The organism is Pseudomonas sp. TYF_14, from assembly GCF_043105275.1.
GTDB classification, from domain to species: Bacteria; Pseudomonadota; Gammaproteobacteria; order Pseudomonadales; family Pseudomonadaceae; genus Aquipseudomonas; species Aquipseudomonas alloputida.
In genome coordinates this window covers 147,604-168,762 of sequence record NZ_JBICLK010000034.1, presented here as the reverse complement: position 1 = coordinate 168,762, position 21,159 = coordinate 147,604, and the positions used below count along the sequence as shown (strand labels likewise).

The window sequence follows — 21,159 nt, the reverse complement described above, 5'->3', positions numbered from 1 at the left end:
AGGCTGCATCTGATGGCTACTCACGTAAAACAACAATCATGAGGGTTTGACCGTGCGTGAACACAGTGATGAAAGCTTCGAGTTCGACGTTTCCGTGATCGGGCTCGGTGCCATGGGAACCATCATGGCCCAAGTGTTGCTCAAGCAAGGCAAGCGCGTCGCGATCTGGAACCGATCACCCGGCAAGGCCGCGGCACTCGTCGCCGCTGGCGCTCATCTGTGCGAAAGCGTCAAAGCCGCGCTGAGCGCAAGCCCGGCCACGATCTTCGTGCTCCTGGACAACCACGCGACCCACGAGGTCCTCGGGATGCCGGGTGTGGCGCGTGCACTCGCCCATCGTACGATCGTCGATTACACGACCAACGCCCAAGACGAAGGCCTGGCGCTTCAGGGCCTCGTCAATCAGGCGGGCGGCCATTACGTCAAAGGGATGATCGTGGCCTACCCCCGCAACGTCGGCCACCGCGAAAGCCACAGCATTCATACCGGCGATCGTGAAGCCTTCGAGCAGCATCGGGCGCTGCTTGAGGGGCTTGCCGGCCATACGGTGTTCCTTCCCTGGGACGAAGCATTGGCCTTTGCGACCGTCCTTCACGCGCATGCGTTTGCCGCGATGGTGACTTTCTTCGAGGCCGTGGGTGCCGGCGATCGTTTTGGCCTGCCTGTTTCGAAGACGGCAAGGCTCCTGCTCGAAACATCACGTTTTTTCGTCGCTGACGCACTCGAGGAAGCCGTACGCCGGCTCGAAACGCAAGATTTCAAAGGTGACCAGGCGAGGCTCGATGTGCATGCGGACGCCTTCGCGCACATTGCCCAATCCCTGCACGCACAAGGCGTCTGGACCCCGGTCTTCGATGCGGTGTGCCAGGTCGTGCAGCGTGCGGCCGCAATGGGCTACGGCGACCAGGACATCGCAGCCACGACCAAGTCATTCGCCCGCGAGCAAGAGCCAGGGCATTAACCGTGCTTTCGCGGATTGAACCCGACGACAACAACTATAAAAAACGCTGGAGGATCCTATGCGCCGATTTGGTTTTCTACTTGCCGTGTTGACGCTGGCCATTTTCCTGAGTGCCCTACTTGCCCCTCGGCCGTCCCTCGTCAACCGGGGGACGGCGCAGCACATGGGGCATCCGATTACCAGCATCGGGGAGATCTTCAGAGGTTACTAGCGAGCTATCACACGGCCGCTGGCACTCCTGCGCTTGCGGCCGCGGGTAACTCAATGATCGACGGCACCGCTGGCACCAAGGCCGGTCTGGCCACGGACGAACTGGTCGGCGAAGGCCGCCCTTTCGGCCTTGGCCCGCGCAGTGCGGTCCATCCGGGAAACCGCATACGCCACCAAAAACGCCAGCGGCATGGAGAACAGCGCGGGCTGGGTATAGGGGAACAGCGGTTCGGCAAAGTGCAACACATCCACCCACACCAGCTTGGAAAACACCACGAAGCCCATGGCACTGAGCAACCCGACGTAGCCAGCGGCCAATGCGCCGCGGGTGGTCAGCCCCGACCAGAACATCGACAGGAACAGCACCGGGAAGTTGGCCGAAGCGGCAATACCAAAGGCCAGCGCAACCATGAAAGCCACGTTGATATTTTCGAACAGGATGCCCAAGGCTATGGCCACCAACCCAAGGCTCAGGGTAGCCAACTTGGTCACCCGCAGCTCCTGCGCCTCGCTGGCCGCGCCCTTCATGATCACCCGCGCATACAGGTCATGGGCGATGGCGGACGCCCCGGCCAGAGCCAGGCCTGAAACCACAGCCAGGATGGTGGCGAAGGTCACTGCAGACAAGAAACCCAGCAGCAGGTTGCCGCCGACTGCCTGGGCAAGGTGCATGACCACCATATTGCCCCCGCCCAGCAGCTTGCCACCCACCTCACCGCCCTCGAAGAACGTCGGCTGCTGACTGACGATCACGATCGACGCCAGGCCCAGCAGGAAAATGACATTGAAGAAGTAGCCGATGAACCCGGTGGCATAGAGCACCGACTTGCGCGCCTCCCGGGCATCGCTGACGGTGAAGAAGCGCATCAGGATATGCGGCAGCCCGGCGGTGCCGAACACCAGCCCCAGGCTCAGCGACAGCGCGGTCAACGGGTCGGCCAGCAGGCTGCCGGGCGCCAGCAGGCGTTCGCCCAGGGCATGGGTGTCCATGGCCTTGCTCACCAGCGCGTCATAGCTGAAGTCGAACTCGCGCATCGCCAGGAACAGCACCAGCGAGCCGCCGACCAGCAGCAGGAACGCCTTGATGATCTGCACCCAGGTAGTCGCCACCATGCCGCCGAAGGTCACATACAGCATCATCAGCGCACCGACGATGACCACCGCGATGTGGTAGTCCAGGCCGAACAGCAACCTGATCAACTGCCCGGCCCCGACCATCTGCGCCACCAGGTAGAAACACACCACGGTCAGCGAGCCGATGGCGGCCATGGTGCGCACCTTGCCTTGGTCGAGGCGATACGAGGTGATATCGGCAAAGGTGAAGCGGCCCAGGTTGCGCAGCCGCTCGGTCATCAACAGCAGCAACACCGGCCAGCCCGCGAAGAAAGCGATGAGGTAGATGTAGCCATCCATGCCGGAGGTGTAGATGAGTGCGGTGATCCCCAACAGCGTCGAGGCGGACATGTAGTCCCCGGCCAGCGCCAGGCCGTTCTGCCAGCCCTGGATGCCGCCACCGGCGCTGTAGAAGTCTGTCGTCGAGCGTGTGCGACGCGCCGCCCACCAGGTGATGCACAAGGTGAACAGCACGAACACCATGAACATGCCGATGGCATGCAGGTTGAGCGGCTGACGCTGACCAGCGTCGAGCGAAGGCGAAGCCAGCAGCAGGCCTGAGTGCAGCAGCAGGGCCAGAGGCACGAGTTTTTTCATGCGCCCTGCTCCTCTTCCAGCCCGCTGAGCAGCGCCTGGGTCAGGCTATCGAACTCGCCATTGGCCCGGTACACGTAGAACGCCGACAACGCACAGAAGAACACGAACAGGAAGGCGCCGGCAGCCACGCCCACGGTCATGTTCGACCCCTGGGCCAGGCGCCTGGCAATCAGTTCGGGCCAAAACGATACCAACCCGATGTAGCCATAGAACGTGGCCAGAATCAGCACGAACAGGCTCAGGGTGAAACGGTTTCTGCGCGCCACCAGTTGCTGGAACCGGGCATTGGCGCGAACACGCGCGTATAACAGGCTGGACATGGGACACCTCGGTCAAAGTCGTTGTTGTTATGGGGGTACAGGCGTTGCACTCGATCAATGCTCGGCGTCGGCGATCTGCGCCTCCTGTTGCCGGGCCCACTCACGCAGGACGAACTTCTGTATTTTTCCAGTGGCGGTCTTGGGCAGGTCCACGAGCGACACATGGCGCGGCGCCTTGAAGTGCGCCAGACGCTCACGGCACCAGCGCACCAGATCGTCCCCGCTGGCCAGTGCATCAGCGCGCAGCGTGACGAAAGCGTGAGGTGTCTCGCCCCAGCGCGAATCCGGACGCGCCACCACCGCAGCCTCGACCACCTCGGGGTGCTGGTAGAGCACTTCTTCTATCTCCAGCGAACTGATGTTCTCGCCGCCAGAAATGATGATGTCCTTGGCCCGGTCCTTGATTTCCACGTAGCCATCCGGGTGCAGCACGGCCAGGTCGCCCGTGTGCAGCCAGCCGTTGGCCAATGCGGCCCGGGTGGCCTCTGGGTTGTGCAGGTAGCCTTTCATCACGGTGTTGCCGCGCACCACCAGTTCGCCAAGGGTAAGGCCGTCGGCGGGAACCGGCCGGCCGGTATCGGTATCCAGCACCGTGGCCTCCTCGAGCAGCGGGTGGGCGACACCCTGGCGGCTCATGAACTGCGCCCGGGCCTCAAGCGGCAACTCGTCGACCCCCGGCTGCCATAGGCACAATGTGCTGGGACCGTAGCTTTCGGTCATGCCATAGGCATGGGTGATGTTGAAGCCACGCGCCTCCATCGCCGCGATGACCGCACTGGGCGGGGCGGCACCGCCAGTGATCACCGAAACCGGCACCGGAGGGGCGCTGGCATGCTCGGCGTGGATCAGCATCGACATCACCACTGGGGCGGCGCTCAGGTGAGTCACGGCATGCTCGGCGATGGCGGCGTTGATCGCATCAGGCTGGACCTTGCGCAGACACACGTGGGTGCCACCGGACAACGTCACCGCCCAGGTATGGCTCCAGCCGTTGCAGTGGAACATCGGCAAGGTCCACAAGTAGACGCTGCGCGGCCCCAACTGGAAGATCAGCGCCCCGGCGCAGGCGTTGAGGTAGGCGCCGCGGTGATGCAGCACCACGCCCTTGGGGTCCCCCGTGGTGCCGGAGGTGTAGTTGATGGCGATCGACTGCCATTCGTTCTGTGGCGCACTCAACGGCCGCGCGGGGTCGCCCTGGGCCAAGAACGCTTCGTAGTCCAGGTCGTGGGCCAAATCGGCGCGCTCGGCCTGATCATCGTCGATGCCCACCAGCAAGGGCGGCGCATCGAGCATGGCCAGCGCCTGATTGGCCACGGCACCGAACTCACGATCGCAGATCAATACCTTGGCCGCGCAGTGACGCAGGATGAAGGCAATGCTGCGCCCCTCCAGGCGGATGTTGATGCACACCAGCACCGCCCCGGCACCGGGCACGCCATAGTGGGCCTCGAGCATTTCCGGGATGTTCGGCGCCAATATCGCCACCCGCTCGCCCGGCTGAACACCGACCCGCTCCAAGGCACTGGCCAGGGCGCGGCTGCGCTCGTGCAACTGACGGTAGCTGTAGCGCCTTGCGCCATAAACCACCGCATCGCGCTGCGGGTACACCTGCGCGGCACGCTTGAGGAACGACAGCGGCGACAGCGGGACATGGTTGGCTTCGTTGGGAGCAAGCTCGTGTTCGAGGGTTGGAACCATCATGGCAGGCACCTCATCGACACATTGCTCAGGTTTTGCACGCACATACCTACCTCCTGTTCTTGTTGTTATTGCGCCACGGCGCGTTACAGGCTGCTGCACAGGTGGCCGCCATCGACCACGATCTCAGCGCCGCTCATCGCCCGCCCGGCATCGCTGGCGAGCAGCAGCAAGGCGCCGTCCAGGTCCGACGGTACGCTGAAGCGGCGGCTGGGGATCCGCGAGCGCAACTTGTCACCGGCCTCGCTGGCCAGGAAGGCCTCGTTCAAATCAGTCATCACGTAGCCGGGCGCCAGGGCGTTCACCCGGATGCCATGGCGCGCCAACTCCAGCGCCATGGCGCGGGTCAGGTGGGCCAGGCCGGCCTTGGCCGCCAGGTAAGGGCCGACGGCGCCGGCCACACGGCTGGCGAGGATCGAGGTGACATTGATCAGGCTGCCCCCCTTCCCCGCCACCACCATGCGCCGGGCGCTTTCCTGGGCCACGGCCCAGGCGCCCTTGAGGTTGGTGTCGAGCACGTGGTCCCAGGTTTGATCATCGCAGGCCAGCATAGGCTGGCTGTCGCTCACGCCCGCATTGTTGACTAGGACATCCAGCGGGCCGGCGGCATCGAGCACCCGGCAGATGTCCTCACGGCTCGTCACATCGAGGGCAAAGGCCTGCGCCCGCCCTCCGGCCACCTCGATGGCCTCCACCAACGCCTGCAGCGGCGCCTGGCGTCTGGCGGTCACCACCACCTCGGCGCCTGCGGCGGCCAGGGTCATGGCGAAGTGACGGCCCAGGCCGCTGGAGGCCCCGGTCACCAGGGCGCGACGCCCGTCGAGGGCGAACAGTCGGGCAAGGTTCGGCTGCATCAGTGGGCCTCCAGGCGCTGGTCGAGCAGCTTCTTCGCCAGGCTCATGCGGTGCACTTCGCTCGGGCCGTCATAGATGCGGAACGGGCGAATGTCGCGGAAGATCCGCTCCACCACGGTGTCCCCGGTCACCCCGCGTCCACCCAATACCTGGACGCAACGATCGACCACCCGCCACAGCGCCTCGGCGCTGATCACCTTGGCCATGCTCGAATCGACATTGGCGCGCCGGCCCTGGTCGAGCACCCAGGCGCAGTGCCAGACCGCCAGACGCACCACGTGCAGGTCCATCATGTTGTCGGCCAGCATGAAACCCACGCCCTGGTGCTCGCCCAGCGGCTTGCCAAAGGCGTCCCGGGTGCGCGCATAGTCGCAGGCGATGTCGTGGGCGCGGCGCGCGGCACCGAGCCAGCGCATGCAATGAGTCAAGCGTGCAGGCGCCAGGCGCACCTGGGCATACCGGAAGCCCTTGCCGATCTCGCCGAGGACATCGCTCGCCGGAATACGCAGGTTGTCGAAACGCAGCTGCCCGTGACCGCCGGTAAAACAGCTGTCCAGCGAGTCCAGCTGACGTTCATGGATGATGCCGTCGCGCTTCATGTCGGTCAGGAACATGGTCGCGGTGCCGTCCTCCATGCGCGCCATGATGATGCCGAAGTCCGCGCCTTCGGCCCCGGTGATCAGCCACTTGCGACCATTGATCAGGTAGTCGTCGCCATCGCGGGTGGCAGTGGTGAGCAGCATCGACGGATCCGAACCGGAGCCCGGAGCAGGCTCCGTCATGGCGAAGCACGAACGGGCATGGCCCTGGACCAGCGGGCGCAACCAGCGGTCCTTCTGCGCTTCGGTGGCGACCACGTCCATCAGGTGGATATTGCCTTCGTCCGGCGCATGGATATTCAGCGCTACCGGGCCCAGCGGCGAGTAGCCGGCTTCTTCGAAGACGATCGCCTTGGCCACATGGCTCAGTTCCAGACCGCCCATTTCGCGGCTGGCGTGAGGCGTCAGCAAGCCAGCGGCGCGGGCGCAGAGCACCAGGTCCTGGCGCAGTGCGTCGCTGGGGCCGTGGCTGTTCTGGCGGGGGTCGTTCTCGAATGGGATGACCTGTTCGGCAATGAAGTCTCGAGTCTTGGCCTGCAAGGCGAGCAGTTCGTCCGGGAGAGTGAAGTTCATGGCTGTCCTTGTGTGTTCTTGTCTATCGGAGGAATGGGGTGGTCGATGCGGTTTCAGGGCAAGGCCTTGGGGTTGCTGATCGCCAATCGGGCAACGATGATCTGGCGTAATGTCTCGACCAGGGTGCGCCGGGTTTGCGGGGCGTCATGGCTGCCCTGGCGAATGGCGCGAGCCAGTTGGCGGCGCAGGTCGGGCAATGTCGACGGCGCGTCATCGACCAAGGCGGCCAGACGCGCCTGCTCCTGATCCTCGGCCTGAGCGCCCAAGCGGTTTTCGCGGGCCGCAATGGCCATGGCGTTGGCGATCATCAGGGCCGGGTAACGCAACTCGCCGGGCAGCGCTGGCAGCAGCTGCTCCAGAAGCGTCGCGCGGGCGATCTCGAGCAATTCGTGGGCGTTGGGTTGGGTCATGGCGCTTCGGCTCCGGTCATGTGCAGGATGTCGAGTTCGAGCTCCGGCAACAGCCGGGCTGTCAGTGCTAGCTCGAGCGACGGTTCTTCACCGGACAGATGGCGCTGCCCTTGCTGCAAGGCAATCACCGCCCAGCGCAGGGTGGCCATGACTTGCCAGTAGTGGAGCCGACTGCGCTCGATGCACAGCGAAGACACCTCGTGATAACCACGCAGAAAATCCTCCAGCTGGCCAATGCCGCCGGCTTCGAGGTCTGGACGGGTAAAACGCCAGCAACGGGCGGTGAACCAGCCGAGGTCCTCGCAAGGATCTCCCCAGCCGGTGAACTCCCAGTCGAGCACGGCCTCCAGCCCTTCTTCGCTGGCCAGGTAGTTGCCGGTGCGGTAGTCACGGTGCAACAGGCACAGGGTGCTGCTGCGCGGCGCATGCAGCTCGCACCAGCGCAGGCCCCATTCCAGCACCGGATAGGCATCGGCGAGGGTGTCGAGGTAGCGGCGGTAGGCGTCGATGGTCGCCAGGGCCGGCGAGCTGTCCGGAACGGACAGGAAGCACAGCGTGGCGCACGGCGGGCGGACCTGATGCAGACGCGCCAGGTTGGCGCCAAGCTGCGTCGCCAGTTGCGCCCGGCCCTGAGGACCGGCGCCGGTGCTGAGCGCGCGGCCGGCAGCGCTACCCGGCACATACTCCATCAGGAAGAACACCCGCCCATGCACGCGCACATCGCGGCACAGCCAGAGCGGGCGTGGCACTTTCACGCCGGCCTGGTAAACCACCTGCAGCACGGCGAACTCCTGTTCACGGTCAAGGCTGGCGGGTAGCGCTGAAAGCGCATCGCTGCGCAGTACCCAACGCCGGACACCGGCCCACGGGCCGCCTTCGATCAGCAGGTCCAGCAGCCAGTTTTCCTGGATAGCGCCGCCGCTCAGGCGCTTGCGCGCCTGGATGACCACCCGCGTTGCCGAGGCCTGCTCGCGGATGAACTCGGCCAGGCGGTGATCGTCAGTCATGGCCGCGAACGTATCGCTGGCCGGGGAAATCGTTGGTGAACTGCTCATGGGTCTGTAGGCCCTGCCTTTGGTTTCTGGGTTGGCACAAGCCCAAGAGCAAGGCCTGGGCCAACTCTTCAAAAGTCAGCCACAGGCCGCATACAGCCTGGGTTCTGACGCCTCACCGCCGAGCGAAAGTCAGGCTGCTTGTTGCATATTTGCAAGCTATTGATTCATTATCGAAACATTTCAAATATGAACAGGCCCCGTGATGGATGCTCTTGCCTCCCAGGTCGTCGTGCTGATCAGCCACTTGCAGCGCCCCCAACAACGGAGCCGGCTCGCCCATGTGGTGGCCGGGCTCACGACGGACTACCCAGATACTCGTATCGAAGTCCTCGACACCTCGGTGGCTGAAGCACTACAGACCGCCCGAGAATTGGAGCAGGCAGGCAAGGTCGATGTGTTCGTCTGCGCCGGGGCGACCGCCGCCTACCTGCGCAAACACCTGACACGCCCGGTACTGGCGATGCGCGTGGGCAGTGGCGACCTGCTACGGGCATTGGGGCAGGCCCGCGAACGCTCCTCCCAAGTGGCCGTGCTCAGCTACAACCATGTCAACCACGACCTGCAAGCCATGGCCGCGCTCTTCACAGTCCAGGTTCACCAGGCCGCCTACACCTCCCTGGAAGAGGCCCGCCAGGCCGTCGAACAGGCGGCCCAGCTAGGCTGTCGCAGCATCATCGGCTCGTCGACGGTGGTGGAGCTGGCGGAGCAGGCAGGGCTGCATGGCGTGCTGTCGCTGAGCGAAGACACCGCACGCAAAGCGCTGGAGGAAGCCCTGGGCATTCTCGACACTCAACGCGTCGAGATCGCCAAACGGCGGCATCTGAATGCCGTGCTGCGGCATATCCCCGCCGGCGTAGCAGCGGTCGACAACCAAGGCGTGGTGCAGTCGCTCAACCCTGCCCTTGCGCAGCTGCTGGACCTGCCGGTTAGCGCAGCGCTGGGCCGGCCGCTGCAGCAGCTGTGCCCGGAACTGGACCTGCAGCAGGCGCTGCAGGAAGGCACGGGTGAAGAAAACCGCGTGATGCGGCTCGGCTCGCACGCCGTGGTGAGCAATTTACTGCCTATCCTGGAGAACGGCGAACGTACCGGCCTGGTCCTGACCTGCCAGGACATCACTGTTGTGCAACGTGCCGACCAACGCATCCGATCCACCCGCCGCCCTGGTGCGTTCACTGCCCGTTACCGGCTCGACCAGCTCAACGGCAACAGCAAGGCCAACCGCGAGATGCTGCAGTTGGCCAAGCGTTTTGCCACCAGCCATTCGACCATCCTGATTACCGGTGAAAGCGGCACCGGCAAGGAACTGCTCGCCCAGGGAATCCATAACGAAAGCCCGCGCCGGCAAGGCCCCTTCGTCGCCATCAACTGCGCGGCGTTTCCCGAGTCGTTGCTGGAAAGTGAATTGTTCGGCTACGAGGAAGGCGCCTTCAGCGGCTCGCGCAAAGGTGGCAAGCCAGGCCTGTTCGAAGCAGCACACCGCGGCACGCTGTTCCTCGACGAGATCGGCGACATGCCGGTGTCGCTGCAAACACGCCTGCTGCGCGTGCTGCAAGAGCGCGAAGTCCTGCGCCTGGGCAGCACCGAACCGATTGCCATCGACGTGCGCATCATTGCCGCCACCCACAAGGACCTGCGCAGCGCCATGGACGATGGCGATTTCCGTACCGACCTGTATTTCCGGCTCAACATCCTGCGTCTGCAGACCACCCCGCTGCGAGAGCGCCCTGAGGACATTGCCCTGATCTGCCGGGGCATCAGCCAGCGCCTGCTCGTTCAGGGGCAACCACCGGGAGCTGCAGACATCCCCGCCGCGCTGCTGCCGTACCTTGAACGCTATGCCTGGCCGGGCAATGTCCGGGAACTGGAGAATGTGATCGAGCGCGCGATGCTCTCGGCACGCGAACTGCTTGAGGAACACCGCGTGAACGAGCAGTACCTGGCACGCGTGCTACCTGAACTGTGCGAAGGCCCTCCCCCTTCACCCGCCCGGAAAAAGTCGTCAGGCGAAACGGACCTGCACACCATCGGCAAGGTCGCGCAACTGCGCCATGTAAAGGAAACGTTGGAAAGCTGCCGCGGCAACCTCGACGAAGCCGCCCGCCGTCTCGGCATCAGCCGCACAACCTTGTGGCGGCGCTTGCGATCTGCCAATTGAATGAAAGCCCCAATCCCATGTTCAACCCATGACGTCTGGTTGGACAGCCTCAAGGCCCTATACCGTCTAATCATCCGCGAACTGACTGGCTCGACGTACATCGCCGGGTTGCTAGCGATGCTGCTGGACTGTCTGTCGCTACCGCTAACCGGCAAGGCTTGACTCTACCGTAAGGGGCAGACTTTACCCTTGGCACTTCATTACCTGGAGTTTGTCATGAAGCGCAAACGCATGCTCGTAATCCTCGGCCACCCTTCGAACGACAGCTTTTGCGGCGCTGTGTCCGAACGTTATGTCGAGGCTGCCACGCAAGCAGGCCATGAGGTGCGCCTGCTGCGCCTGGATACCCTGGATTTCGATCCGGTCTTGCACGATGGCTATAACCAGATCCAGTTGCTTGAGCCCGATCTGATCAACGCACAGAACGACATTACCTGGGCCGAACACCTGACATTGGTGTACCCGATCTGGTGGGGCGGCATTCCGGCGTTGCTCAAGGGGTTCTTCGACCGCGTGTTTCTGCCCGGTTTTGCCTTCAAGTACCGCAAGGGCTCGCCCTTCCCGGATAAGCTGCTCAAGGGCCGCACGGCTCACCTTCTGGTGACCATGGACACGCCGCCGTGGTACTACCGGTGGGTGTATCGCATGCCGGGCCTGCACCAGATGCGCAAGACCACCCTGGAGTTCTGCGGCATAAAACCCCTGAAAACCCTGACCTTCGGTCCGGTATTGGGCTCCAAGCCGGAACAGCGTGAAGCCTGGCTCAAACAAGTCCAGGCAGTCGCCAGCCGCTGATCGGCCCCGGTCGGGCCGTGCCCCTGCGCTGCCCAGCCGAGCCGCCGTGCTGTGACGCCTTTTCAGCTTGGCTTCCCACCCCCTGACGCTTGTGCAAAAATGTCGCGCGCCTGTACGAGCACGCGACATCTTTTCGCTTCTGATGCGTCAAAAAAGGGATTTTCATGTACATCGGCAAAGCCGCCCAGCTGTCGGGCACCACCGTCAAAAGCATCCGCCATTACGAAGAAATCGGCCTGCTACCCCCACCGCAACGCGAAGGCAAGTACCGCATCTACAGCCAGCAAAGCGTAGAGCTGCTGACCTTCATCAAATGCGCTCAGCAACTCGGTTTCAAGCTCAAGGAAATGCAGGCCATTCTGCAGGATCATCGCGGCCAGGAGCTGCCCTGGGATCTGGCCATGCAGGCCATCGATAACAAAAAGCAGGAATTGATGGGGCAGATCCAGGCCTTGCAGCAAGTGCATGACGGCTTGGTTGAGTTTGAGCTGAGCCTCAAGGATGCTCAGATGCAATGCCAGTTCGAACACCTGGAAAAAGCCCGCTGAATCCGCTCCGCCGCCCCTGAACGGCCATGGCGCCCGGTGCCGTTTTCAGCACGCAGGCGCCCCGGCGATTTAGCCTGGCACAGCCCCACCCCCCGGCTGCTCGCCCTCTTGCACTGCTGGCTGCGGCACAATCGAGGCAAAGAACCACGGCGAAATCAGCGTGACCAACAAAATGGTCATGAAGCCGCTGGATGACAGCGCCAGTATCACCAGTACACCCAGGTCAATGACGGGTTTGTAGGCGGAGAACAGCAGCGCGACAAAGCCCATCGAGAAGATCACGACGTTGACCACCGTCGAGCGCCCGACGCCCTGCATGGCCGCCAGGATGGCCTCGTCGATCTCGATGCCCTTCTGCACCAGCATCTTGATCCGTGACAGCAGGTGAACGGCGTAATCCACCACGCCCACCACCAGGAACGTCACCAATGTGGTACCGATGTTCAACTCGATATCCAACAGGTACATGCTGCCGTAAACCGTCACCGACGTGGTCAGCAACGTCAGCATGCCGAGGATGCCCAGGCGTACTGACTTGAGCCAGAACATCATCATCAAGGTCACGGCCAGCAACGCCAGCGAGAAGCTCAGCACCTGACCCTGGGTGATTTCCTGCAACACCCCGGTCCATATGTACGGCGTACCGGCATGGGTGACCTGCAGGTTGGCCGGTTTGTTGATGGCCAGCCAGGCGTCCAGTTTATCGAGCATCGCCTGGTAATCGCCCGCCACAGAGGAGGTCATGGTGAACAGCGTCACCGCCTTCGAGTAATCGGCATTGAGCACGTTCTGCAAGTCAGTGCCGCCACCGTTCTCGAACATCATGATGTGTTGTTCGATGAGCGAGTTGCCATCGACATCGAAGGTCTCCGGTTTGCCGTCATCATCGACCACCGTCACCTGCTCCACCGCCTGCGGCACCCGCAGGAAAGCAGGGTTCATGTCGTTGAGCACGAGGTTCATGCGCTTGATGTAGGTCGCCACCGAATAGGTGTAACTCACGTTCGGCTGGGCCTTGATGAACTGGTCCAGACGGTCGAGGAACTGCACGGTTTCAGTGGTCAGCGCGCCACGCGGAGTCTTGGTGTCGAAAGCGATCCAGCCCGGCGATGTACCCGCGACTCCGGCCCGGTTGATGAATTCGTCGGACATCCGCACCGGGCTGTCCTTCTTGAAGTAGGCAATGCCCGAGTCTTCGATATCCACCTTGAACGTGAACACCGTCATCATCGCCAACAACGGCAGGGTCACCAGCAATACCGGCTTGCGCCAGCGAATCAGCCAGGCACAGAACACCACCAGATAGTGGGAGATCAGCGACTCTTTCAGTTGCACTTTGCGCGGGACGGCATCTTTGCCCCAGATCGAAATCCACGCCGGAATCAGTAGCAACGAGATGATCAGCGCCGCCGTCAGGCCGATGGACATGAACACGCCAAAGTTGCGGATGCTGACAATGTTGTTGGTGGTGGAAATCAGGAACGTCGCAATCGTCGTGACCGTTGTCAACACTACCGGCGTGACCATCAGGCGCTGGGTTTCACGGTTGGCTTCGCGGAAAGACTTACCCGAATTGAGCTGTTCGTAATACTCGGCCATGACGTGGATCGCGTCGGCACAACAGATGGTGAACAGGAACACCGGCAAGACACTGGTGAGCAAGTCCATCGGCACCCGCAGCAGCGCCATCAGGCCAAGGGTCCAGATGGTGCAGAACAGGATATTGAACAGCGGCAGCACCACGCCAAGTGGTTTGCGAAAGAAGAAAACCAGCAGAGAGGTCACCAACAGGAACACGATCGGGAACAGCATCGCCAGGTCGTGATCGATGATTTCCTGCTGGGCCGCAATGAAGATCGGCATGCCGGCGATGAACACCTCATCGGTGAACTCCGGGTGGGCGGTCTGGTACTTCGCGATGATCTCGCGGACCTGGTGATAGGCACGCAACTGGGCCTGAGCGTCGTCCTGTTTGGTGCCCAGTTCAGCGACGACCATGGCGACTTTCTTGTCCGCCGAGACGACGCCACCGACCATCTGCTCGTTGCCCATGATCTGCGCTTCGACCTTGATCGGGTCCATATCCAGGGCGTGCAGGGTCTTGTGGATCCACAACTCGCCATCGGCACTCAAACTGATGTTTTCCAGGTCAGCCATCGAGGCCATTTCCTGGATCGGGTTGAGCCGCTCGGCAAGAAAGCTCAAAAACTGCAGGTCATGGCTGTCCCAGTGCCGGGCAATCCCATGGTCGCGCAGCGCTTTGGCGGCAGCGTAATCGTTCTGCGAAAAACCCTCGGCGAGGATCTGCACCAGCAAACCCTGGGCATCAGGGTCGTCACTGTGGAGGCCGACGATGCGCTGCAGTTCGACACGGTCCTCATCATTCGCCAGCATCAACCGACGTATGGCCTGGGACAGCTCGAACTGGGCGTTCAGCGACGTGGTGTTGAAGACACTCACGGGGTTGTTCAGCGCCACCATGACCGAGTCATAGGTGCCGGTGAACTCGCGCTGCAGATCAATGATCGTCTTGCGCGCCGGGTGAGTGTCCTTGAGCAGATACGGATTGGTGTCCGACATCAGCGCGCCGAGGGTGTAGGTGAAGTAGGCGGTGATCGCCACCAACACGAACACAATTGCCCGCGCATAGCGCTCGACGAAGTTCAGGTATCTTTCCATGAATGAGGGTTCCAGATGAATCGAGAGCGGCGCTTAGCGGGCAGACACGGCGTATTCTGGCAAGTCGCCGGCTTTCAGCCCGCGCTTGATCGCGGTCTGCGTGAACAGGCGGTCGTCCAGCGCGACGTTGTACTGCAACTGATTGAAGCGCAGCTGAGAGCGCGTACCGGCGATGAAGTCCTCGGTTTCGCTGAAGGTAATGCTGTCGATCTGGTCGATGGTTTCAGTCTTCAGGGTGCGCATCTGCTTGAACATCACACCTTTTACATCGAAGAAGTCCTGGCGCAGCACCAGTGAGTTCTTCTTGTCAACCCAGACCTTGAGCTTGTTGTAGCCGGTCTTGGCCAGCACGGCAGGCGTCGCCGGCTCACGCTCGATCACGTAGCAATCGCGGCCCTGCAACTGCTCTTCGCCAACCAGCGTTTGGCGATAGTCTTCGGCGCGAATCTTGTCGAGGTCGGCATAGGAGTAGTCGCTACCCATGAACGCCCCGCGTTTGTCGGTGGTGGAAATCCTTCGGGTCTGTCGGCTGACCGGCAAATACATCCACTGGCTGTCTTCGAGGCCCAGGGCCTCGCGCGGGTTTTCGATGTGGAAGGCGACGTCACGCACATCACTCGGCGCGGAGAAATACATGGTGAATTTGTCGCTGTCCGGGTAATCCTTCTGCAGGTAGCTGAACTCGCGGATGCGGCTGTTACCTTGCTTGTCGATCAGGATCAGGGACACCTGGGACATGAAGCTCTTGCCGTCATCGCGGTCCCGGGCCTGGCGAATGATGTCGTCGGCCGTGCGTGTTTCAGCTGCCATGGCGGCAGCGGCGCTCAACAGCAGTGCGCTTACAGTCAGGGTCTTGAAGATGGGCAACATGGCGATTTCCTTTTCATTGTTTGAGTGGTTCGCACACCGCACTGGTGTGGTCAGAACAGATAACCGGCGGACAAGCGCACCTGATCGCGGTTGTCGTACGCACCGAACTGGCGGTCGGGCTTGCCGAAGAACACATCGACTTCGAGCCCCAACTTGAGCCAGTCCACCGGTTTGTAGGTGAAGATCCCCTGAACGAAACTGTCGTCCTGCGCTGGCGGCGACATGCCGAATACCAGACGGGTCTTGAGGCGATCCTGGAACTGCGAGCTTTCGGCAGACACGGTGAACAGGTCGTCGCGTTTGTCCTGGACCATGCCGGGCTGCCAGTCGAGCAGCCGCTGATGTTGCCACTGCGTCGAGATCAGCCAGTCCCGCAAGAGGTAATCGACGCCCAGCAGCGACTTGGTCATAGCCGTCTGGTCGCTGCCGTAAGCGCGGTAAGGATTGGTGACGCGCCAATTGTCGAAGTAGGCGACTTCACTGCGTACCACGATGCTGTGGCCGGCATCGATGGCCACACCGGCACCGCCCATGGAATAGCGCGGGAATTGCCGCTCAAGGCGAATCAGGCCCTCTTCGGTCTGGCCTTCGACGGCGTAAACCGGGTCCTGTTGGCGGGCGTTGAGGGCAACGAAGCTGACATCCACCGTGCCGACCCGGCCGTTGGCACTGGCGCCGTAACCGAAGCCACTGTGACCGTCATAACCGGGCCGCGAATCGACCACGAACATCTGCGGATCGGGTGTGGCAAAGATCGGTGCATCGAACTCGCTGCCGACGGCCGGCGCCTGGTTTTTCACAAAGTCAGTGATCACCAGCGCTTCCAGCTCCCACTCGGCGACCGGCTGCACCAGGCGAATCATCGGCACGGCGATGCGGCTGTCTTCCAACAGACCGATCACACCCTCGCGATAATCCAGCGGGTTGATCTGATCGAGCACCCGTAATTCATCTGCACGCCCCCACACCACCTGCTGCCAGCCCACCGTCAGCTCGCCGTCACCGACGTAGAGCCCCCAGTAAAGGTGCCGCCAATCGGCAGTGGCCCGGTAATCGTCCCGGGCTTGCGCGCTGTATGGGTTGTTGCCGTCATAACGGAAGTCATAACGGGCTCGGCCCTTGGCCTTGTAGTAGCCGCTGTCCCAGGCATCCTCCAGGCTGAACTTGAGGTACACGGCTTTTTGCGTGACCCGGTCGTCACCGTGCAGACGCACGGCCGTGGCAACGCCGATCTCCGCTTCATGATGCTCCGGCAACCACTCGGCGATCGCCGCTGGCGGGCCGAGGCTGACCAGCGCGGCCAAAAGGCCGCGGTTCAATCCCAGTCGAGCCATGGCTACATTCCCAACCCGGCACCGCCGTCGATCATCAGGCTTTGCGCCGTGACACCACTCGCCTGCGGGCTCGCCAGATAACGAACCATGGCCGCCACTTCGTCGCCCTGAATGAAGCGCCGTAGGGGCAACTTCTTCTTGGCATTGCGCAGGATCTGCTCGTGGGTGATCCCGGCGATGCGCGCTTGAGCCGCCAATTCGCCTTGCAGCATCGGTGTGTCGATCCAGGCGGGCAGGATGGCATTGACGGTGATTCGCCGTGGCGCCAGGTCCAGCGCCAAGGCTTTGGTCATGCCGATGATGCCGTGCTTGGAGGCGCAGTAAGCAGTGTTGCGGACCTTGCCCGCTCGGCCGAGGATCGACGACATGTTGACGATCCGCCCACCATCCGCCATCAGTGGCAGGCACAACGAGGTGACGTAAAAGGTGCCGTTGAGGTTGATCGAAATGACCTTGTGCCAGTTGTCGAGGTCTTCGGGTTCGTTCTCGTCGCAGACCCCGGCGCTGTTGACCAGCACATCGACAAAGCCGACCCGGTCGGCCAGGCCCTTGAACAGAAGTTGCAGGCTGGCGAGATCGGCGATGTTCGCTTGATGGGTTTCGATACGAGCGGCAAATTCGCCCTCGGTGACCCACCCCTGCAAGGTTGCCAGATCCCGATCAAGCAAGATCAAAAGGTGCTCGGCCTGGGCTGCAAAACTTTCCGCGACGGCGCGGCCAATACCATTGGCCGCGCCGGTAATCACAATCGTGCGTAACTGGCTCATGGCATTTTCAATCCGCCGTTGACGGACAGGACTTCGCCCGTGATGTACAGGCCGCGCTCGGCCAGATACAGCACCGCGTCGGCAATTTCTTCAGGCCGGGCGAACCGTTTGATCAACAGCCGCGACTGGATTTCCTGCTCATGGGCGCCGACCAGGGCTTGGCTCATGTCGGTGCTGACGATGCCGGGCGCCACCGCGTTGACCCGGATGTTGCGCGGCGCCAACTCCACCGCCAGTGCGCGTGTCAATGCTTCTACACCGCCTTTGGCGGCGGCGTAGTTGCTCTGGCCCTTGCCGGGCTTTTGCGCGGCCACCGAACTGAGGTTGACGATGCACCCGCTGCGTTGGCGCATCATGCAGGGCAGCACCTGCTGACAGCACAACAACGTGCCGACCAGGTTGGTCTGGATGACCTCGGTGATGTCGTTCAACGATTGCGTGGCGAGCAAACCGTCACGGGTAATACCGGCGTTGTTGACCAACAAGTCGATACGCTCGAAACGTTGCTCGACCCGTTCAAAAAACGCCTGAATGCTCGGCGCTTCCTTGACATCACACTGCACGGCCAGGCAGTCCCGGCCGAGCCCTTCGACCTGCGCCTGCAAGGCAGCGGCTGACGCCTCGTCACGGACATAACTGAAGGCAACCTGATAACCCGCGCCGGCCAGGGCCAGCACGATGGACTTGCCAATGCCGCGACTGCCGCCGGTCACGACAGCTATTTTCTGAGTCATGACCGCTCCTTACAGTGAGTTTTGAGTTTTGAATTGCGCGAGGGTGAAACCGTGGGTCGCGGCCAGTGCGCGGACCTGCTGCACTTGCTCACGGCTGATATCGCCGTAGGAGCCGTGCTGGCTCATGCCAGACAAGCCCATCAACACCGACTCGGCCATACACGCATACAGCTGACCTTTTTTCAGATAGGCCCGCACGTTGGGCGCCAGGCCGTCGTCGAACGGCGTCTGGACGATGCCGCCGTGCATGTAGAGCACGTCTTCGCGTTGGCTCGGCAGGTCTTGATGGACGTTCAGCGGCACGGCGATATCGCAAATCACGCTGCGCTCGGCAAAATGTTCGGCACCGAGGAACGGCTGAGGCGCATTGGCAGCGCACAGGACAATACGTGCGCCCTTGATGGCGTCGAGATCGTTGGTGACCGTGATGAAGGCGTTCGCGCCAAGGCGCTCATCCACCAGACGGGCGATGTGCAAACCGAGGTCGGCTTTTTGGCCATGTGAGTGCAACAAGCCACGAAAACCATCAAGGGTCAGCAGTCGCTGGGCCAACCGGTCGTGTTCGGCCGTGCCTTTGAGGATCGAACGGGCCGCGTCGGCGTAAATCTGTTGCGCGGTTTTCTCCAGGCGCCGAACCGAGCCATCACGACCGCTGCCAATCAGAATCAGGTGATCGACGGTGGCGGACAGCACCGAGGCATAGGTCGACGCAACGTTACCGGCGGCACCGACAACGGCAGCGGTTTGCTCGCAAAGTGCCAGACCTTGCTGTACACAGCCTTGCTCGATGGCTTCGAGCCCCATGCCGATGGTCAGGGCATTGCCGGACGTCAGCGCCATGTCGGCAATCTTCAGCGCCTGACAATTGTTGGTGACGATCGAGGTGTACATCCCGAGGCCGGCGATGCTGCAGCCATCGGCGCGGGCATCAGTGACACGCCTGCCGACTTCTTCGCGAATGCTGTCCAGGTCACCGCTGCGGATGTACTCGGCCATGGCATCCGAGTCCATGCACAGCGGGTATAACGTGAACTCCACCGCCATGCCGAGGCGCGACCGAATGATCACCGGGCCGACTGGCACAGCGCGGCGCTCAGGCTTGGTGCGATTGATGAACGTGCGTTTTTGTTCCGGGCTCAGGGCTGCCAACGAGGGATCGACGTCACCGAGGATATCGGCATCGATCAGGTGGTTGATGAACGCTACCCGAGCGACGACTTCGACCTTGGCATCCCTGTTTTCAACGGGCTCGGTCACCCGAAAATCGTCCTGACGGGCTGGCAAGGCGGGCATCGAGTCCGCGCAGATACCCGCAGCCAACGGCAAGGCATCGCCACGGCGCAGCATGTCGCAGACCCGTTGCAGGGCAGCGATCAGCTTGTCGATTTCGCCCAGGGTGATACAGGCTGGCGGCTCCAGGCGAATCACGTTGGAGTTGCTGCCCGAAGGTGCTACCCGCAACGCTTCGAATTGCAACAGGTAACCGGCGATCAAGTAACCCAAGGCATCGTTGTACTGGGCCGACGCCTGTACCAGCGAGCTGCTGACACTCAAGTCGTGCAATTCCAGCCCCACCAGCAAGCCACGCCCGCGCACATCGGCGATCACATCCGGATAGGCCATCTTCAGTTCATTGAGCGAGGCTTTGAGGTAGGCGCCCTTGGTGCGTATGTCTTTGAGCATCGCGTCGTCATCGGCGAACAACCGGCGCAATGCCGACAGCGCGATATGGCAGGACGGATCGTCCTCGGCGAAGGTCGAGCTGTGGATATAGCTGAACTCGCCTTCGTAGTGGCTGCTGCGGATCACCGTCGCGGCGATTTTCATCAAGCCGCCGCCGAGTGCCTTGGACAGGCAGTAGTAGTCGCCTTGCAGGTTGAACTGGCTGCTGGCAAGAAACGTCCCGGCGCGACCAAAACCCGACTGCACTTCATCGACCACCAGCGGGCATTGTTGCTCGTTACACAGCTTGCGCAGCCCCAGATAGAACTCGGCCGCGAACTCGTTGATACCGCCTTCGCCCTGAATCGGTTCCATCAACACGGCGGTAATTGCACTGAACGGCAATTGCAGCACGTGCAGGTGTTCGCCGTCCCATTGCAGGCTCAACCAATGGTGCGTGTGCCGGGCCGGCAATTCCTGCAACTGATGGGGCTGCTGTGGGTCGATGAACTCGACGTTCAGCCCAAAACGGGCAAACGGCGCGCGGTACTGACGGCCATAGGTCAGTTGCACGGTATTGACCAATTTGCCGTGGAAGCTGCCGCGCAGGGCGACGAATACCGGTTCGATGTGCAACTGCGCCAGGTTGTGTTGGCGAACGGCTTCAACCACCTGACGCAAGGTCACGCTGTTAAGGGTGGCCGGCAGGACACCTGCAGGCAGGTCGAGGTCGGCCACATCCAGTTCGCGGTAAGCGTGTTCGCTGGCGGTCAGGCTGGCCAGGGTGAAATCGATGTCGTCGAACTGCTTTTGCAGGCTCTTCTGACGACGGAACTCCGCGTGCTTGACGGCGATTTCCACCGCCTCCGCGCCGCTGTTGGAGAAAGTCGAAATATAACGTTCGGTGTTCTTCAGTTCGCGATTGAAGGCGTCGCTGAGCGCTCGCCCCAATTGCCCGGCCGCACCGCGGATCGACATTTGTGCGTTGAACGGCACGTCGCTGCGCAGCAGCGCACATAGCTGATCGACAAACTGTGGGTCGTTGTGGCCGAACAGTGCCGCACCGTAACCGCCGAGAAAGTCGGTGACCGTGACCATGTCGCCCTTGGGGTTGCGGTAGAACAACTGGCTACCGAGGGCGCGCTCAAATTCACACTCCAGGCCCAGTGCCTGCAGCAGGCCGACGAATTTGGGCCGAACGAAATCGCGATAATCCATGACAGTC

The 21,159-nt window shown here is 62.3% G+C and carries 17 protein-coding genes; 4 read left to right on the top strand and 13 right to left on the bottom strand.

The features are described from left to right. The first annotated feature begins 52 nt into the window (after positions 1-52). The gene (locus ACF8O8_RS11315; protein ID WP_010953707.1) at positions 53-961 is read left to right on the top strand and encodes an NAD(P)-dependent oxidoreductase; all 909 of its coding nucleotides are present in this window, start codon (positions 53-55) and stop codon (positions 959-961) included. A gap of 261 nt (positions 962-1,222) precedes the next feature. Here the strand turns inward: ACF8O8_RS11315 and ACF8O8_RS11310 are convergent, their stop codons facing one another. The 7 genes from ACF8O8_RS11310 to ACF8O8_RS11280 all read right to left on the bottom strand — a co-directional run bounded on the left by ACF8O8_RS11310 (position 1,223) and on the right by ACF8O8_RS11280 (position 8,390). Next, positions 1,223-2,881 (bottom strand): cation acetate symporter, encoded by a 1,659-nt coding sequence (locus ACF8O8_RS11310; RefSeq protein WP_392509696.1) that lies wholly within the window; start codon positions 2,879-2,881, stop codon positions 1,223-1,225. Then, complete coding sequence (locus ACF8O8_RS11305; protein WP_010953705.1) at positions 2,878-3,201, bottom strand: DUF485 domain-containing protein; 324 nt, start codon at positions 3,199-3,201, stop codon at positions 2,878-2,880. The genes ACF8O8_RS11310 and ACF8O8_RS11305 overlap by 4 nt, the downstream gene beginning before the upstream one ends. 54 nt (positions 3,202-3,255) lie before the next feature. Continuing rightward, on the bottom strand, positions 3,256-4,902 hold the full coding sequence (locus tag ACF8O8_RS11300; RefSeq protein ID WP_350298818.1) for an acyl-CoA synthetase: 1,647 nt from the start codon (positions 4,900-4,902) through the stop codon (positions 3,256-3,258). Between the two features lie 83 nt (positions 4,903-4,985). Then, on the bottom strand, positions 4,986-5,753 hold the full coding sequence (locus ACF8O8_RS11295) for an SDR family oxidoreductase (RefSeq protein ID WP_350297744.1): 768 nt from the start codon (positions 5,751-5,753) through the stop codon (positions 4,986-4,988). Further along, complete coding sequence (locus tag ACF8O8_RS11290; RefSeq protein ID WP_392509695.1) at positions 5,753-6,925, bottom strand: acyl-CoA dehydrogenase family protein; 1,173 nt, start codon at positions 6,923-6,925, stop codon at positions 5,753-5,755. Before ACF8O8_RS11290 ends, ACF8O8_RS11295 begins: the two co-directional genes overlap by 1 nt. Before the next feature lie 53 nt (positions 6,926-6,978). Then, positions 6,979-7,335 (bottom strand): 4-hydroxypentanoyl-CoA kinase subunit LvaB, encoded by a 357-nt coding sequence (gene lvaB / locus ACF8O8_RS11285; protein WP_392509694.1) that lies wholly within the window; start codon positions 7,333-7,335, stop codon positions 6,979-6,981. Further along, the gene (locus ACF8O8_RS11280; protein WP_049586209.1) at positions 7,332-8,390 is read right to left on the bottom strand and encodes a phosphotransferase family protein; all 1,059 of its coding nucleotides are present in this window, start codon (positions 8,388-8,390) and stop codon (positions 7,332-7,334) included. The genes lvaB and ACF8O8_RS11280 overlap by 4 nt, the downstream gene beginning before the upstream one ends. Positions 8,391-8,592: 202 nt before the next feature. On the opposite strand from ACF8O8_RS11280, the gene prpR reads away from it, so the two are divergent. From prpR to ACF8O8_RS11265, 3 genes are all read left to right on the top strand, one after another. After that, the gene (gene prpR, locus ACF8O8_RS11275; RefSeq protein WP_010953699.1) at positions 8,593-10,545 is read left to right on the top strand and encodes a propionate catabolism operon regulatory protein PrpR; all 1,953 of its coding nucleotides are present in this window, start codon (positions 8,593-8,595) and stop codon (positions 10,543-10,545) included. Between the two features lie 216 nt (positions 10,546-10,761). Further along, positions 10,762-11,340: an NAD(P)H-dependent oxidoreductase gene (locus ACF8O8_RS11270; protein ID WP_003253953.1), complete on the top strand. Its 579-nt coding sequence runs from the start codon at positions 10,762-10,764 to the stop codon at positions 11,338-11,340. Positions 11,341-11,504: 164 nt separating this feature from the next. Beyond that, positions 11,505-11,888 (top strand): MerR family transcriptional regulator, encoded by a 384-nt coding sequence (locus tag ACF8O8_RS11265; RefSeq protein WP_003253954.1) that lies wholly within the window; start codon positions 11,505-11,507, stop codon positions 11,886-11,888. 69 nt (positions 11,889-11,957) lie between these two features. Here the strand turns inward: ACF8O8_RS11265 and ACF8O8_RS11260 are convergent, their stop codons facing one another. The 6 genes from ACF8O8_RS11260 to ACF8O8_RS11235 are packed head-to-tail and all read right to left on the bottom strand — an operon-like array spanning position 11,958 to position 21,152. Further along, a complete protein-coding gene (locus tag ACF8O8_RS11260; RefSeq protein ID WP_392509693.1) occupies positions 11,958-14,567 on the bottom strand; it encodes an RND family transporter in 2,610 nt (869 codons plus the stop codon). Between the two features lie 33 nt (positions 14,568-14,600). Continuing rightward, a complete protein-coding gene (locus ACF8O8_RS11255) occupies positions 14,601-15,437 on the bottom strand; it encodes an outer membrane lipoprotein-sorting protein (protein WP_003253956.1) in 837 nt (278 codons plus the stop codon). 50 nt (positions 15,438-15,487) lie between these two features. After that, on the bottom strand, positions 15,488-16,771 hold the full coding sequence (locus tag ACF8O8_RS11250) for a hypothetical protein (protein WP_392509692.1): 1,284 nt from the start codon (positions 16,769-16,771) through the stop codon (positions 15,488-15,490). A 2-nt stretch (positions 16,772-16,773) separates the two neighbouring features. Continuing rightward, positions 16,774-17,538 carry an SDR family NAD(P)-dependent oxidoreductase gene (locus ACF8O8_RS11245; protein ID WP_010953695.1) on the bottom strand — a complete coding sequence of 255 codons (765 nt, stop codon included), beginning with the start codon at positions 17,536-17,538 and terminating at the stop codon, positions 16,774-16,776. Then, on the bottom strand, positions 17,535-18,272 hold the full coding sequence (locus ACF8O8_RS11240) for a 3-oxoacyl-ACP reductase family protein (protein WP_010953694.1): 738 nt from the start codon (positions 18,270-18,272) through the stop codon (positions 17,535-17,537). The genes ACF8O8_RS11245 and ACF8O8_RS11240 overlap by 4 nt, the downstream gene beginning before the upstream one ends. A gap of 9 nt (positions 18,273-18,281) precedes the next feature. Beyond that, complete coding sequence (locus ACF8O8_RS11235; protein WP_049586210.1) at positions 18,282-21,152, bottom strand: aminotransferase class III-fold pyridoxal phosphate-dependent enzyme; 2,871 nt, start codon at positions 21,150-21,152, stop codon at positions 18,282-18,284. Positions 21,153-21,159: the final 7 nt, after the last annotated feature.